Below are 13968 nucleotides of genomic sequence, written 5' to 3' on the forward strand. Positions count from 1 at the left end.
AGGCGGGTTGACCGGCGAATCAATCCGCACCCCCTTTGTCCGGCCGGAGCACGTGGTCAGCTTTCGATAGGCCTCACCGTCCTGCTACCGGGGTGTTCGAACCGCACACGGATCCGGCGCGCGGAACGAAGCGCCTCCTGTGCGAACTCCTGCCACCTGCTCATGCCCGCCAGTGTCGCACCAGGCACCGACAAAAACGGGACCTCAGGCGCCGGGCTTCTCCGATCCGACCACCCACATCGAGAAGTACTGCGAACCACCGCCATACGCGTGCCCGACCGCTACCCGCGCGCCATCCACCTGGTAGTCGCCGGCACGGCCCATCACCTGCTTGGCCGCCTCCGAAAACCGGAGCATCCCCGAAGCCCCGATCGGGTTGGACGACAGCACCCCACCGGATGGGTTGACCGGCAACCGGCCACCGATCGCGGTCTCCCCGGCCTCGGTCAGCTTCCAGCCTTCACCCTCCGGCATGAACCCGAGGTTTTCCAGCCACATCGGCTCGAACCACGAAAACGGCACGTAGATCTCGGCGACGTCCACTTCGGACAGCGGGTCGCTGATCCCGGCTTCCCGCCACAGCGCCGCCGCCGCGTCCCGGCCTGCCTGGGGGTTCACCTGGTCGCGGCCCGCGAACGTGGTCGGCTCGGTGCGCATCGCCGTCGCGTGGATCCATGCCGCGCCACCGGGAACGGCGTCCCCCGCGGCTTCGTCGCCCAGCACGATCGCGCAAGCGCCGTCCGAGGAAGGGCAGGTCTCGTCGTAACGAATCGGGTCCCACAACATCTGCGAAGCCTGCACCGACTCCACCGTGATGTCCGCCTGTCGCAGGTGCGCGTACGGGTTCAGCGCGCCGTTCCGCCGGTCCTTCGTCGCGACGATCGCGCCCACGTGTTCCGGTGCCCCGGAACGGCGGATGTACGAGCGCACGTGCGGCGCGAAGTAGCCGCCCGCACCCGCCCCGACCGGCATCTGGAACGGCGGCATGATCGACAAAGCCCACATCGCGTTCGACTCGGACTGCTTCTCGAACGCGACCGTCAGCACCCGCCGGTGCACCCCGGCCTGCACGAGGGACGTCGCGACCAGCGCCGTCGAACCGCCGACCGAACCCGCCGTGTGCACGCGCAGCAGCGGTTTCCCCGTCGCGCCAAGTGAATCGGCCAGGAACAGCTCGGGCATCATCACGCCCTCGAACAGATCGGGCGCCTTGCCGAGCACCACCGCGTCGATGTCGGCCCACTCCACCTGCGCGTCGGTCATCGCGCGGTCGATCGCCTCCCGCAGCAGGCCCGGCATCGACACGTCGGTCCGCTTCGCGCGGTGGTGGGTCTGCCCGGTGCCGAGCACCGCGGCCAGTTGCTTGCCCATTCAGTCGAGTCCTTCCATGACCGCGACGAGGTTCTGCTGCAACGCGGGACCACTCGTGGCGTGCGCGAGCACCCGGTCGGCGCGGCCGGCGAAGACCTCCTCCGCCGCCGCCCCGATCCGCGCCAGGCCCGCCGAAAACATCGGGTTCGCCGTCAGCGTGCCCCCGGACGGGTTGACGCGGACGTTCTCGTCAAGGCCGAATGCGGTGCGCAGGATCAGTTCCTGGTGCGTGAACGGGGCGTGCAGCTCGGCGACCTGCACGCCGTCCGCGCCGGCCGCACGTGCGGCTGCCTCCGCCGACGGAGCACGCGTCAGGTCCCGTGCGCCGAGCACGGGAGAGTCGACACGGTGCTCGATCCCGGTGATCAACGCGGGCCGTTCGGCGAACTCCTTCGCCCGCTGTGCGGAAGCGAGGATGATGACGGCCGCACCGTCGGTGATCGGGGCGACGTCGTGACGCCGCAAGGGATCAGCGAGATATGGTTCGTCCAAAAGGGACGACGCATCGCTCCCGCGGTACTGGGCGGCGACTTCGGCGAGGTCCTTCTCGCTCCACAGTCCGGCGTCGAGCCCCAGGCGCGCCTGCAGCGCAGCGATGCTGATCGAGTCGGGCCAGAGCGGGGCGACCGTGTACGGGTCGAGCTGGAGGGACAGCACCCTCCTCAGCTGGCCCGCCGAGGACTTGCCGAAGCCGTACACCAGCGCGGTTTCGACCTCGCCCATCCGGATCTTCAACCACGCCTCGTACAGGGCCCACGCGGCGTCCATCTCCACGTGCGACTCGTGGATCGGCGGGAACGCGCCGATCGCGTCGACCGCCGAGATGAACGAAAACGCCCGGCCCGCGAGGTAGTCGGACGAGCCCGAGCACCAGAACCCGATGTCCTTCTTGGACAGACCGGTGCGCTGGAACACCTCGGCGAAGATGGGTACCAGCATTTCCACCCCGTTGGTGGTGCCCTCGGTGCGGCGGACGTTCGGTGCCTGCGCGAAGGCGACCACGGCGACATCTGACATCGGTGCACCTCTCACAGGTGGTGGGCGAAGGACTCGTACGGCACGTCCGGCTCGCCGGTCGGCTCGAAGTGGTCGATGTTCTCCAGGCTCGTCCACCACTGGTCGCGTGGTTTCCACGCGGCACGGACGCGCATCCCCATGCGGACCTCGGACGCGTCGCACCCGAGCACGAGGTGCAGGAACGCGATGTCGGCGCCGTCGAGCAGGATGTACGCCGCGACGTACGGCGGTTTGATGCGCTGCCCGAGGAACGGCACGTTGACGATGCAGAACGTGGTCACGATGCCCGTGTCGGGCAGTTCGACCTCTTCCGCGGTCGGCACGCCGTCGACGGGGCACGCGCCGCGCGGCGGGATGTAGACCTTGCCGCACGCGGGGCACCGCTGGCCGATCAGCCGTCCCTCGGCGAGTCCGCGCAGGTACAGGCTTTCCTCCGGCGACGCGGAATGCTCGTAGTGCAGGTGCACCGGCGTGATCATGATGCCGTCGCGGTCCGCTGCCGGTGGTGGTTCGGGTGCGGTGCCGTCGGGCGCGTCGGCGGGCGCGAAGTAGGCGATGTCGCGGATGTGCCCCACGCGCTCGTCCGCCCAGCGCACGCGGACGCGCAGTCCGGTGTGGACGCGATCGGGGGAGCCCGCGTCGACTGCGTGCAGCATCGCCGTGTCGGCACCGTCGAGCTTGACCAGCGCCCACGCGAACGGGCGTGAGAGTGGTTGTCCTTCAAGGGGTTCCGCCATCCACGACCACGACAGGACCGTGCCTTCGGTGCCGACCGGGACGAACTCGGTGAGCGGTTCGGCGGTCACTGGGTCGTACTCGACCGGCGGCACGTGCACCCGGCCGTCGGAGCCGCGGACGCCCTCGATGCGGCGTTCCCGCAGACCCTGGACGAAGCGCCCGAGCACCGGCCCGAGCGAGCGCGTGTAGTCGAAGCCGACGTCGAGCGGAGCTGACAGCACAGTAGCCACGTCTGGAAGTGAAACACGTTCTCGAAATAGCGGCAAGACGCACTTGCCCGTATGTGGAACACGTTCTAGATTCGGACTCATGACGACTGGGCTGTGGCGGATCGCGGCGGAGGAACCGGGCACGACGGCGGTCATCGACCCCGACGGCACCGAGATCGACTACGGGACGCTCGCCGCCAAGGCCGACGCGTACGCGCGTGGTCTCCAGGAGCTGGGCCTGGAGACCGGGGACGCCGTGGTCGTCCTGCAGCCCAACAGCCACGAGCTGCTGGCCGCGTACTTCGCTGCGATCCAGTCCGGGCTGTACGTGGTGATGGTCAACTGGCACCTGGTCGGGCACGAGATCGCCTACATCCTCAGCGACAGCGGTGCGAAGGCGTTCCTGGCGCACGAACGGTTCGCCGAAGCCGCCGTGGCTGCCGCAGACGAAGCGGGGTTGTCCGCGGAGGGGCGCTTCGCGGTGGGGCAGATCGAGGGGTTCCGCCCGGTGTCCGAGCTGGGCGCGGGCGGGCAGGGGCGGCCGCCGCGGCGGACGGCGGGCTCGCCGATGCTGTACACGTCGGGGACGACCGGGCGGCCCAAGGGGGTGCGGCGGCCGCTGACGGGAGCCGATCCCGACGAGGTGCCCGCCGCGTCCGCCTGGTTCTTCGGCATCTTCGGGCTGAAACCGTTCGACGGGCACGTGCACCTGTGTGGTTCGCCGCTGTACCACACCGCGGTGCTCAACTTCGCGACGATTTCCATCCAGCTCGGGCATCCCGTGGTACTGATGGACCGCTGGGAGCCGGAGGAGATGCTGCGGCTGATCGAGCGGTACCGCGTCACGCACAGCCACATGGTGCCGACGCAGTTCCGCCGTCTGCTGGCGCTGCCCGAGGAGGTGCGCAAGGCGTACGACGTGTCGTCGCTGCGGAACATGATCCACGGCGCGGCGCCGTGCCCGCCGGAGGTGAAGCGCCGCATGCTGGAGTGGTGGGGGCCGGTGGTGACGGACTACTACGCCGCGACCGAGGGCGGGGGCACGGTGATCAGCGGGGAGGAGTGGCTGCGGAAGCCGGGTTCGGTCGGGCGGCCGTGGCCCGGTTCGGTCGTCAAGGTCCTCGACGACGACGGCAACGAACTGCCGCCGGGCCAGCCGGGTGCGGTGTACATGCGGATGGGCACGTCGACCTTCGAGTACCACAAGGACAAGGCGAAGACGGAGAAGGCGCGCGTGGGGGACCTGTTCACGCTCGGGGACGTGGGGTACCTCGACGAGGACGGTTACCTGTTCCTGCACGACCGCAAGAACGACATGATCATTTCCGGTGGTGTGAACATCTACCCGGCGGAGATCGAGAACGAGCTGGTGATGCACCCGAAGGTGGCGGACGTCGCGGTGTTCGGCGTCCCGCACGACGACTGGGGCGAGGAGATCAAGGCGGTCGTGCAGCCCGCGGACGGGGTCGTGCCAGGGGACGAGCTGACGGCGGAGTTGCTGGAGTACGCGCGGGCGCGGCTGGCGAAGTTTAAGCTGCCGAAGTCGGTGGACTACGCGGCGGAGCTGCCGCGCGATCCGAACGGGAAGCTGTACAAGCGGAAGCTGCGGGATCCGTACTGGGAGGGCCGCGAGCGGGCGATTTGAGGTGGGGGTGGGGGTGCGAGGGGTTTTGGTGGCGGGGGCGAGCGGTGTGGCGTGAACGGACCATTCATGCAGCCGTGAGTGGCAGCGCTCGCCAAATTCTCTGAGGCAGCTCTCGACCCGATGAGGGGCCCCGCACCGAACGGTGAAGGCATGAATGGACCGTTCATCCCGGCGCGGCCGCCAGCAGCTCAGCGCCCCGCCCGGCGAGGCCCCGGCGGCGCCGTTTTCAACGCTGCGCGTCGGCCTCCGCGGTTCCACCGCCTCCGCGTCGCCACCTGTGAGCCCAGGGGGTGCCGTTTTCAAGGCTGTGGGTCGGCCTTTGTGCCGCCTGTGAGTCCAGGGGGGTGCCGTTTTCAAGGCTGTGGGTCGGCCTTTGTGGTTGCGCCGTTCCCGCGTCGCCGCCTGTGAGGCCAGGGGGTGCCGTTTTCACGGCTGTGGGTCGGCCTTTGTGGTTGCGCCGTCTCCGCGTCGCCGCCTGTGAGCCCAGGGCGGCGCCGTTTTCACGGCTGTGGGTCGGCCTTTGTGGTTGCGCCGTCTCCGCGTCGCCGCCTGTGAGCCCAGGGCGGCGCCGTTTTCAGCGCTGCGCGTCGGCCTCCGCGGTTGCACCGCCCCCACGTCGCGAGCCCACAGCATCACCCGCCCACCGCGCCGCCTCGCGTCGTGGCCCCACAAACCCCCGCCTCACCGCCCCTCGAAGCGGGGCTTGCGTTTCTCCGCGAACGCCCGGGGGCCCTCCTTCGCATCGGCGGACTGGAAGACCTTCAGCCCGTACTGGGCCTCCAGCTTGAACGCCTCCTCCTCGTGCATGCCCTCCGTGTCCCGCATCGTCCTGAGGATCGCCTCCACCGCGAGCGGGCCGTTCTCCGCGATGCGCTCGGCCACCCCCAGTGCCACGTCCAGCGCCGTCCCGTCCGGCACGACCCGGCCGATCAGCCCCGCCGCCAGCGCCTCCGCCGCCGTGAGGTGCCTGCCCGTCAACAGCATCTCCGCCGCCAGCGTGTACGGGATCTGCCGCGGCAACCGCACCGCCGAACCGCCCATCGGGAACAACCCCCACCGCGCCTCCGACACCCCGAACCGCGCGCTTTCCCCGGCGATGCGGATGTCCGTGGCCAGCAGGATCTCCGTCCCGCCCGCGATCGCCGGGCCCTCGACCGCCGCGATCAACGGTTTCGTCAGCCGCCGCCCCTTCAGCAGTCCCTCGATGCGGCCGGGGTCGAACGTCCCCCGCTCGTACGAATCGGCGGGGGAGTTGCGCGCCATCGACTTCAGGTCAGCACCCGCGCAGAACGCGCCACCCGCACCGGTGAGCACGCAACACCTGATCGAGCGGTCCTGGTCCACCCGGTCCCACGCCGAAACGAGGATCTCCATCATCTCGCCGGTGATCGCGTTCCTCGCCTCCGGCCGGTTGAGCGTCACCACGAGCGTGTGCGCGCGTTGTTCCACCAGGGCGTGCGGCTCGGTCATCGCCACCTCCAGCTCAGGACCATTGCCCAAAACAATAACATGTTCTACTTTGGCTGAGTGGCTTACAACATCGCGGATCTCCTCGAGCACGCCGTCGACGCCGTGCCGGATCGTCCCGCGGTCGTGTGCGCCGGCCGTCAGGTCACGTACGCGGAGCTGGACCGGCGCGCCAACCGGCTCGCGCACCACCTCGCCGCGCAGGGGGTGGGCAAGGGCGACCACATCGGCGTGTACTCGCGAAACTCCATCGAAATGATCGAAGCGATGTACGCGGCGTACAAGCTGCGGGCCATCGCCATCAACGTCAACTACCGCTACGTGCGGGGTGAGCTGCGCTACCTGTTCACCAACGCCGACCTCGTCGCGCTCGTGCACGAGCAGCGCTACGCGGACAAGGTCGCCGACGTGCGCCCGGACGCCCCGAAACTGAAACACGTTGTAGTCGTCGAGGACGACAGTGGGACCCCCTTCGACGGCGTCCCGTACGAGACGGCGCTGGCGGAGTCCTCCGACGAACGCGACTTCGGGGAGCGCAGCTCGGACGACATCTACATGCTGTACACGGGCGGCACCACGGGCTACCCGAAAGGCGTGGTGTGGCGTCACGAGGACGTGTGGCGCGCGCTCGGTGGCGGTATCGACTTCGTCACCGGCGAGTACGTGCCCGACGAGTGGACGCTCGCCGAGAACGGCAAGCAGGGCGCGCTCGTCCGCCTGCCCGCGGCACCGCTGATCCACGGCGCCGCGCAGTGGGCCGCGTTCGGCGCCCTCTTCGGCGGCGGCACCGTCGTGTTCGTGCCGCAGTTCGACGCCGACGAGATCTGGCGCAACGTCGTCGAGCACAAGGTCCAGGTGCTCACCATCGTCGGGGACGCGATGGCCCGTCCACTCATCGAGGCCTACCACCGCGGCGGCTACGACGCCTCGTCGCTCGTCGCCGTCTCCAGCCACGCCGCACTGTTCTCCCAGTCGGTCAAGCAGGAGTACCTCAAGGCCTTCCCGAACATCGTGCTGACCGACGCGATCGGTTCCTCGGAAAGCGGTTTCACGGGTATCGGCATGGTGGCCAAGGACGCCGACCACTCGGCGGGCCCGCGCGTGAACTTCGGCAAGGACGCCGTGCTCCTCGACGACGAAAACCGCGTGGTGCCCAAGGAACCCGGGGCGACCGGCCGGATCGCGAGGCGCGGGCACGTGCCGTTGGGCTACTACAAGGACCCGGTGAAGAGCGAGCAGATCTTCGTCGACATCGACGGAGCGCGTTACGTCGTCCCCGGCGACTACGCACGCTACGAGGAAGACGGCACCGTCACCCTCCTCGGCCGCGGCTCGCAGTGCGTCAACACCGGCGGCGAAAAGGTGTTCCCCGAAGAGGTCGAGGGCGCGCTGAAGTCCCACCCCGACGTCTTCGACGCGCTCGTCATCGGCGTGCCGGACGAGCGGCTCGGGCAGCGGGTCGCCGCGATCATCGAGACGCGCCAAGGGGAAAAGCCCGACCTCGACTCGATCGAAGCACACGTGCGCGGCGAGCTGGCCGGGTACAAGGTGCCCCGCACGATCTGGCTCGCCGACCGCGTCGGGCGCCTGCCGAGCGGGAAACCCGACTACCCGTGGGCCCAGCGCTACGCCGCCGAACACCCGCCAGCGAAGTAGGAGAGGCGCATGCACACCGCCCTGTGCGACACGCTCGGCATCGAGCACCCGATCATCGGTTTCACGCCGTCCGAGCACGTCGCCGCGGCGATCAGCAAGGCCGGCGGGCTCGGCGTGCTCGGCTGCGTCCGGTTCAACGACGCCGACGAGCTGGACCGCGTGCTGGACTGGATGGACGAGCACACCGGAGGCAGGCCGTACGGCGTGGACGTCGTGATGCCGGCGAAGGTCCCGACCGAAGGCACGCAGGTCGACCTGGACAAGCTGATCCCCGAGGAGCACAAGGCGTTCGTCGAGCGCACGCTGAAGGACCTCGGCGTGCCCGAGCTGCCGGAGGACGCCGAGCAGCGCGCCGGTGTGCTGGGCTGGCTGCACTCGGTCGCGCGCTCACACGTCGAGGTGGCGCTGCGGCACCCGATCAAGCTCATCGCCAACGCGCTGGGCTCGCCGCCGGTGGACGTCATCGAGCAGGCACACGCACACGGCGTGCCCGTCGCGGCGCTCGCGGGCAAGGCCGAGCACGCCCGGCGGCACGTCCGCAACGGCGTGGATTTCGTTGTAGCGCAAGGGTATGAGGCCGGCGGGCACACGGGCGAGATCGGCTCGATGGTGCTGCTGCCCGAGATCGTCGACGCCGTGGACGCGCCCGTGCTCGCCGCCGGGGGCATCGGCTCGGGACGGCAGGTGGCCGCGGCGCTCGCGCTCGGTGCGGCGGGCGTGTGGACGGGTTCGCTGTGGCTGGCGACGGAGGAGTACCTCCAGACGATGCCGGCGTCGGCGGCCATGCAGACCGCGCTCGTGCGGGCGACCTCGTCCGACACCGTGCGCACCCGTATCTACACCGGCAAACCCGCGCGCCTGCTCAAGACCCGCTGGACCCAGGCGTGGGCCGCGCCGGACGCCCCGGAGCCGCTGCCGATGCCCTTGCAGAACCTGCTCGTCTCGCCCGCGCACAACCGCCTGCACGAGACGAACGACCCTGAGCTGGTGTCGATGCCGGCCGGGCAGATCATCGGCCGCATCGACCGCGTCCGCCCGGTCGCGGAGATCATCGAGGACCTGCTCAGCGGTTACGAGGAAGCCTTGGCGCGCCTGGAAAAGACGAGGTAGACGAGGACGCCGGCGGCCAGCACCGCGCAGCCGAGCACCACCGAGGACACGGGCAGGCTGAACGCGAGCACCACGCAGCCGGCGAGTCCCACCACCGGCACCGCGGACCGGCGCAGCGTCCACGCGCTGGCGTTGGCGATCGCGTAGTAGGTCAGCACCGCGAAGGACGAGAAGCCGATCGCGCCACGCAGGTCCGTGAACAGCACGAGCACCGCGACGACGAGCCCGACCGCGAGTTCGGCGCGGTGCGGCACCCCGAACCGCGGGTGCACGGTGGCCAGCACCCGCGGCAGGTGCCCGTCCCGTGCCATCGCGAACGTGGTCCGCGAGACCCCGAGCACGAGCGCCAGCAGTGAACCGAGCGCGGCCAGCGCCGCACCGGCGCGGACCACGGGCGCCATCCCGGACGGCACGGCCTGCGCGACCGGGTCCACAAAGGACGCGAGCTGCGCCGGGCCGAGCCGCCACAACAGGGCGAGTGCGACCGCGACGTAGACGACGAGCGTCAAGGCGAGCGCGATCGGGATGGCGCGGGGGATCGTCCGTGCCGGGTCACGCACCTCCTCGCCGAGCGTCGCGATCCGCGCGTAGCCCGCGAAGGCGAAGAACAGCAGCCCGGCGGACTGCAGCACCCCGCCGGGTGAGAAGGCCGTCGAACCCGTGTTGCCGTGCCCCGTGGCGAACATCGCCGCCACCGACGCGGCGAGCACGAGCAGCGTCACGGACACGATGACGCGGGTGGCGAGCGCGGACCGCTGCACGCCCCGATAGTTGAGCGCGGTCAGCGCCAGCACCGCCGCTGCCGCGACATACGGCCGCCAGCGTTCGGGTGCCACGTACGCGGCGACGGTCAGTGCCATCGCCGCGCAGCTGGCGGTCTTCCCGACGACGAACCCCCAGCCCGCCAGGTACCCCCAGAATTCGCCCAGCCGTTCCCGGCCGTACACGTACGTCCCGCCGGACGACGGGTACCGCGCGGCGAGCCGGGCCGACGACGTCGCGTTGCAGTACGCGACCACCGCCGCGATCGCCAGCCCCGCCAGCAGCCACGTTCCCGCAGCTCGCGCGGCCGGGGCGAAGGCCGCGAACACCCCGGCACCGATCATCGAGCCCAGGCCGATGACCACCGCGTCGCCCGTCCCCAGCCGCCGCTTCAGCTCAGTCACGGCCACATCCAACACCATGCAACCCCGCGGGCGTCCCGTTCCGTCTTCCGGGCATGAGGTGGAAAGGAATGCTCGCCGGAATCGGAATCGTCCTGATCACCGCGACCGCGTGCGGGGAGCGGCCCGCGTCCGTTCCGCCGGCCGCGGGACCCGCGCCGCCGCCTTCGACGTCGGTGTCGCCCTGGCCGGAGATCCCGACGCGGCCTGGTGGTTCGCAGCAGCCGCCGCAGGGCAGCGTGCCGGTGCCCGCGTCGCAGCTCGACGTGAGCAAGCTGTCGGAGGACTACCCGCGCCAGGTGTCCGTGTCCGCGGACGGGAAGGTGCTCTACATCCGGGCCGAGGAGGGCGGCTGCGGGCGCGCCACGGGGGAGGTGCAGCAGGCGACCGCCGAGCAGGTGGTCGTGAACCTGCGGGAGACCCAGTCCAACCTGCAGGGACGGATGTGCACGATGGACATCCGCTACCCGCTGGTGTCCGTGCCGTTGAGCGAACCGCTCGGGCAGCGCAAGGTGGTGCTGGTCAGCCTGAAACAGAACCGGTGAGCCAAGTTACCGCCGAGTAAGCTGCCCGCATGGGAACCCGCCAGGTGTCGGGCACGCGCGTCGTCGCGGCCGCCCCCGAGGAGATCTTCGCCCTGCTCACCGACCCGTCGAAGCACGCGCTGCTCGACGGGTCCGGCACCGTGCGGGGCGCGCAGCCCGGTGGGCCGGAGAAACTCGAACTCGGCACGAAGTTCGGCATGGACATGAAGCTGGGCGCGCCGTACAAGATCCTGAACACGGTCGTCGAGTACGAGGAGAACCGCCTCATCGCGTGGCGGCACTTCAACGGCCACCGCTGGCGCTGGCGGCTCGAACCGGTCGAGGGCGGCACGAAGGTCACGGAGACCTTCGACTGGTCGACGGCCCGGATCCCGCTGCTGATCAGCGTGAGCTTCTTCCCGCGGAAGAACAAGCAGGGGATCGAGGCCACCCTCGACCGGCTCGTGGGAATGTTCCCGGTCTAGCTCACTCGGCCCCGGGCATGGCGACGGGCAGCCCGGCCTTGCGTGCCGACTCGGCCATGCGGCTGTCGTACGTCACGAGCGCCGTCAGCTCGGAACCGAGCTGCTCGGCGCTCGCGACGTGGATGGCGTCGAGCGAGCGCACCAGGCCCGGCACCCTGGCCGCCGCGTCCCGGATCACGTCGGTCACCTTGATCTCGTTGTGGTCCCGCAGCAGGGTGGCCATCAGGTTGGGGAAGCCGCCGATCTGGTCGCACGTGCGGACTGTCTCGACGAAGCCGATGGTGCTGGTGCAGGTCACGTCTTCGTGGGCGGAGAGGAACGCGTCCAGCGCCTCCGCGTTGCGCCGCCGTACGACGAAGGTCACCAGCGCGGAGGCGTCGAGGTAGATCACCGCTCGTGCTCCCGCATTTCGAGCAGGATCGCGAGCGGGTCCACGTCGTCCGGCACGTTGATCCGCGTGTACTGGTCCAGGTCCCTGGTCGTCAGGTTCCGCTCGGCGGGCCTGATCGCGCCCTGCGCGACCAGCTCGTCGAAGCGGCTCTGCTTCCGGGGCGGTGGCACGAGCACGGCGACGACGTCACCGTGCTTGGTCACCTCGATCGTCTCCCCCTTCTCCACGCGGGCGAAGATGGCGCTCGGGTTGTACGAGAACTCGCGAACGGTCACGGCTGTCATGGGCACCTCCTAAGGTGTCCACAAGAGTGTACAACGTGTAAGAACATTCACTTTCGGAAGCTGATCTGGAGCACCGGCTCCGAGGTCTCCGCGAAGAAGTCGTTGCCCTTGTCGTCGATGACGATGAACGCCGGGAAGTCCTCGACCTCGATCTTCCACACGGCCTCCATGCCCAGCTCCGGGTACTCGAGCACGTCGACCTGCTTGATGCAGTCCTGCGCGAGCCGGGCAGCAGGACCGCCGATCGAGCCGAGGTAGAACCCGCCGTGCTCCTTGCACGCGGCGGTCACCTGCTTCGACCGGTTGCCCTTCGCGAGCATGACCAGCGAACCGCCCGCGGCCTGGAACTGCGCCACGTACGAGTCCATCCGGCCCGCCGTCGTGGGCCCGAACGAGCCCGACGCGTACCCCTCCGGGGTCTTCGCCGGGCCGGCGTAGTACACGGGGTGGTCACGCAGGTACTGCGGCATCGGCTCGCCCGCTTCGAGCCGCTCCGCGATCTTCGCGTGCGCGATGTCGCGTGCGACGACCAGCGGGCCGCTCAGCGACAGGCGCGTCTTCACCGGCAGCGCGGACAGCTGCGCCCGGATCTCGGCCATCGGGCGGTTGAGGTCCACCTGCACGACCTCGTCCGACAGCTGGTCCTCGGTCACGTCGGGCAGGAACCGCGCCGGGTCGCGCTCCAGCTGCTCGATGAACACGCCGTCCGCGGTGATCTTCGCCTTCGCCTGCCGGTCGGCGGAGCAGGACACGGCGATCCCGACCGGGCAGGACGCGCCGTGCCGGGGGAGCCGGATCACGCGCACGTCGTGGCAGAAGTACTTGCCGCCGAACTGCGCGCCGATACCGAACTGCCGCGTCATCTCCAGCACCTGCTGCTCCAGGTCCACGTCGCGGAACCCGTGCCCCAGCTCGGACCCCTCCGTCGGCAGGTTGTCCAGGTAGCGGGCGGAGGCGAGCTTGGCGACCTTGAGGTTGAACTCCGCCGACATGCCGCCGACGACGATCGCCAGGTGGTAGGGCGGGCAAGCCGCGGTGCCGAGGCTGCGCAGCTTCTCGTCCAGGAACTTCGCCAGGCGCTTGGGGTTCAGCACCGCCTTCGTCTCCTGGTACAGGAACGTCTTGTTGGCGCTGCCGCCGCCCTTGGCCATGAACAGGAACTCGTACGACGGGTCGCCGGCACCGTCCTTGTGGTACAGCTCGATCTGCGCGGGCAGGTTCGTGCCCGTGTTCTTCTCGTCCCAGAACGTCAGCGGCGCCATCTGCGAGTACCGCAGGTTCAGCTCCTGGTAGGCCTCGAAGACGCCGCGGGCCAGCGCGCGCTCGTCGTCGCCGCCGGTCAGCACGCCCTCGCTGCGCTTGCCGATCACGATCGCGGTGCCGGTGTCCTGGCACATGGGCAGCACGCCGCCCGCCGAGATCGCGGCGTTGCGCAGCAGGTCCATCGCGACGAAGCGGTCGTTGCCGCTGGCCTCCGGGTCGTCCACGATCGCGCGCAGCTGCGCCAGGTGCGACGAGCGCAGCAGGTGCTGGATGTCGCTGATGGCGGTGCGCGCCAGCTTCGTGAGCGCCTCGGGCGCGACTTCGAGGAACTTCCGACCGCCTGCCTCGACGACGCGGACGCCGTCGGGCGTGACGAGCCGGTACTCGGTTTCGGTGTCGCGGGCGAGCGGCAGCACGTCGGTGTACTGGAACGAGGTGGTGGTGGCGGTCAACGCACGGCTCCCTTGCACGGCGGTTCGGGTGGCCTGAGACGTTACCGCGCGAAACCCCGCGCTGACCGTGTGGTGTGGGGAAGAACTACTCCACGGCGGAACCGCCGCGGAAAGTCGGAAGGCCGGGCCCACCCCGACGGACCCGACCTTCCGCGGCAGGCGAGCGGACGCACCAGACGCCCCTCGCGAAGCT

The 13968-nt window shown here is 69.9% G+C and carries 13 protein-coding genes; 5 read left to right on the plus strand and 8 right to left on the minus strand.

Going from position 1 to position 13968, the window contains the following annotated elements:
• Positions 1 to 204: 204 nt before the first annotated feature.
• Genes ABFX51_RS16540 through ABFX51_RS16550 form a run of 3 tightly spaced genes read right to left on the minus strand, consistent with a single transcriptional unit; the run spans position 205 to position 3356 of the window.
• Complete coding sequence (locus ABFX51_RS16540; protein ID WP_346054154.1) at positions 205 to 1371, minus strand: thiolase domain-containing protein; 1167 nt, start codon at positions 1369 to 1371, stop codon at positions 205 to 207.
• Positions 1372 to 2388, minus strand: coding sequence for a thiolase domain-containing protein (locus ABFX51_RS16545; protein ID WP_346054155.1), 1017 nt, complete (start codon positions 2386 to 2388; stop codon positions 1372 to 1374).
• An 11-nt stretch (positions 2389 to 2399) separates the two neighbouring features.
• The gene (locus tag ABFX51_RS16550) at positions 2400 to 3356 is read right to left on the minus strand and encodes a Zn-ribbon domain-containing OB-fold protein (protein ID WP_346054156.1); all 957 of its coding nucleotides are present in this window, start codon (positions 3354 to 3356) and stop codon (positions 2400 to 2402) included.
• Positions 3357 to 3435: 79 nt separating this feature from the next.
• Here ABFX51_RS16550 and ABFX51_RS16555 point away from each other — a divergent pair, with 79 nt between their 5' ends.
• Positions 3436 to 4980: an acyl-CoA synthetase gene (locus ABFX51_RS16555; protein ID WP_346054157.1), complete on the plus strand. Its 1545-nt coding sequence runs from the start codon at positions 3436 to 3438 to the stop codon at positions 4978 to 4980.
• Positions 4981 to 5661: 681 nt separating this feature from the next.
• Here ABFX51_RS16555 and ABFX51_RS16560 read toward each other — a convergent pair.
• Positions 5662 to 6450: a crotonase/enoyl-CoA hydratase family protein gene (locus ABFX51_RS16560; protein WP_346054158.1), complete on the minus strand. Its 789-nt coding sequence runs from the start codon at positions 6448 to 6450 to the stop codon at positions 5662 to 5664.
• A gap of 57 nt (positions 6451 to 6507) precedes the next feature.
• Here ABFX51_RS16560 and ABFX51_RS16565 point away from each other — a divergent pair, with 57 nt between their 5' ends.
• Complete coding sequence (locus ABFX51_RS16565) at positions 6508 to 8103, plus strand: acyl-CoA synthetase (RefSeq protein ID WP_091510150.1); 1596 nt, start codon at positions 6508 to 6510, stop codon at positions 8101 to 8103.
• Between the two features lie 9 nt (positions 8104 to 8112).
• The gene (locus ABFX51_RS16570; protein ID WP_091510152.1) at positions 8113 to 9213 is read left to right on the plus strand and encodes an NAD(P)H-dependent flavin oxidoreductase; all 1101 of its coding nucleotides are present in this window, start codon (positions 8113 to 8115) and stop codon (positions 9211 to 9213) included.
• On the opposite strand, the gene ABFX51_RS16575 is transcribed toward ABFX51_RS16570, so the two are convergent.
• Positions 9174 to 10397, minus strand: coding sequence for an APC family permease (locus tag ABFX51_RS16575; RefSeq protein WP_346054159.1), 1224 nt, complete (start codon positions 10395 to 10397; stop codon positions 9174 to 9176). The genes ABFX51_RS16570 and ABFX51_RS16575 overlap by 40 nt on opposite strands.
• Before the next feature lie 50 nt (positions 10398 to 10447).
• Here ABFX51_RS16575 and ABFX51_RS16580 point away from each other — a divergent pair, with 50 nt between their 5' ends.
• Together ABFX51_RS16580 and ABFX51_RS16585 are read left to right on the plus strand one after the other, a co-directional pair.
• Complete coding sequence (locus ABFX51_RS16580) at positions 10448 to 10921, plus strand: hypothetical protein (RefSeq protein WP_346054160.1); 474 nt, start codon at positions 10448 to 10450, stop codon at positions 10919 to 10921.
• Between the two features lie 29 nt (positions 10922 to 10950).
• Positions 10951 to 11385, plus strand: a complete 435-nt coding sequence (locus ABFX51_RS16585; RefSeq protein ID WP_346054161.1) for an SRPBCC family protein — start codon at positions 10951 to 10953, stop codon at positions 11383 to 11385.
• Between the two features lies 1 nt (position 11386).
• On the opposite strand, the gene ABFX51_RS16590 is transcribed toward ABFX51_RS16585, so the two are convergent.
• Genes ABFX51_RS16590 through ABFX51_RS16600 form a run of 3 tightly spaced genes read right to left on the minus strand, consistent with a single transcriptional unit; the run spans position 11387 to position 13775 of the window.
• A complete protein-coding gene (locus tag ABFX51_RS16590; protein ID WP_091510162.1) occupies positions 11387 to 11776 on the minus strand; it encodes a type II toxin-antitoxin system VapC family toxin in 390 nt (129 codons plus the stop codon).
• A complete protein-coding gene (locus tag ABFX51_RS16595) occupies positions 11773 to 12060 on the minus strand; it encodes a type II toxin-antitoxin system Phd/YefM family antitoxin (RefSeq protein WP_091510165.1) in 288 nt (95 codons plus the stop codon). Before ABFX51_RS16595 ends, ABFX51_RS16590 begins: the two co-directional genes overlap by 4 nt.
• 47 nt (positions 12061 to 12107) lie before the next feature.
• Positions 12108 to 13775 (minus strand): fumarate hydratase, encoded by a 1668-nt coding sequence (locus ABFX51_RS16600; RefSeq protein ID WP_091510167.1) that lies wholly within the window; start codon positions 13773 to 13775, stop codon positions 12108 to 12110.
• Between the last annotated feature and the right edge of the window lie 193 nt (positions 13776 to 13968).

It is taken from the genome of Amycolatopsis dongchuanensis, assembly GCF_039542405.1.
GTDB classification, from domain to species: domain Bacteria; phylum Actinomycetota; class Actinomycetes; order Mycobacteriales; family Pseudonocardiaceae; genus Amycolatopsis_E; species Amycolatopsis_E sacchari.

Bases quoted from the DNA above. Each gene is read 5' to 3' on its own strand.
- ABFX51_RS16575 (WP_346054159.1), bottom strand. From the start codon at position 10,397: ATGGTGTTGGATGTGGCCGTGACTGAGCTGAAGCGGCGGCTGGGGACG.
- ABFX51_RS16580 (WP_346054160.1), top strand. From the start codon at position 10,448: ATGCTCGCCGGAATCGGAATCGTCCTGATCACCGCGACCGCGTGCGGG.
- ABFX51_RS16560 (WP_346054158.1), bottom strand. From the start codon at position 6,450: ATGACCGAGCCGCACGCCCTGGTGGAACAACGCGCGCACACGCTCGTG.
- ABFX51_RS16585 (WP_346054161.1), top strand. From the start codon at position 10,951: ATGGGAACCCGCCAGGTGTCGGGCACGCGCGTCGTCGCGGCCGCCCCC.
- ABFX51_RS16540 (WP_346054154.1), bottom strand. From the start codon at position 1,371: ATGGGCAAGCAACTGGCCGCGGTGCTCGGCACCGGGCAGACCCACCAC.
- ABFX51_RS16570 (WP_091510152.1), top strand. From the start codon at position 8,113: ATGCACACCGCCCTGTGCGACACGCTCGGCATCGAGCACCCGATCATC.
- ABFX51_RS16595 (WP_091510165.1), bottom strand. From the start codon at position 12,060: ATGACAGCCGTGACCGTTCGCGAGTTCTCGTACAACCCGAGCGCCATC.
- ABFX51_RS16555 (WP_346054157.1), top strand. From the start codon at position 3,436: ATGACGACTGGGCTGTGGCGGATCGCGGCGGAGGAACCGGGCACGACG.
- ABFX51_RS16545 (WP_346054155.1), bottom strand. From the start codon at position 2,388: ATGTCAGATGTCGCCGTGGTCGCCTTCGCGCAGGCACCGAACGTCCGC.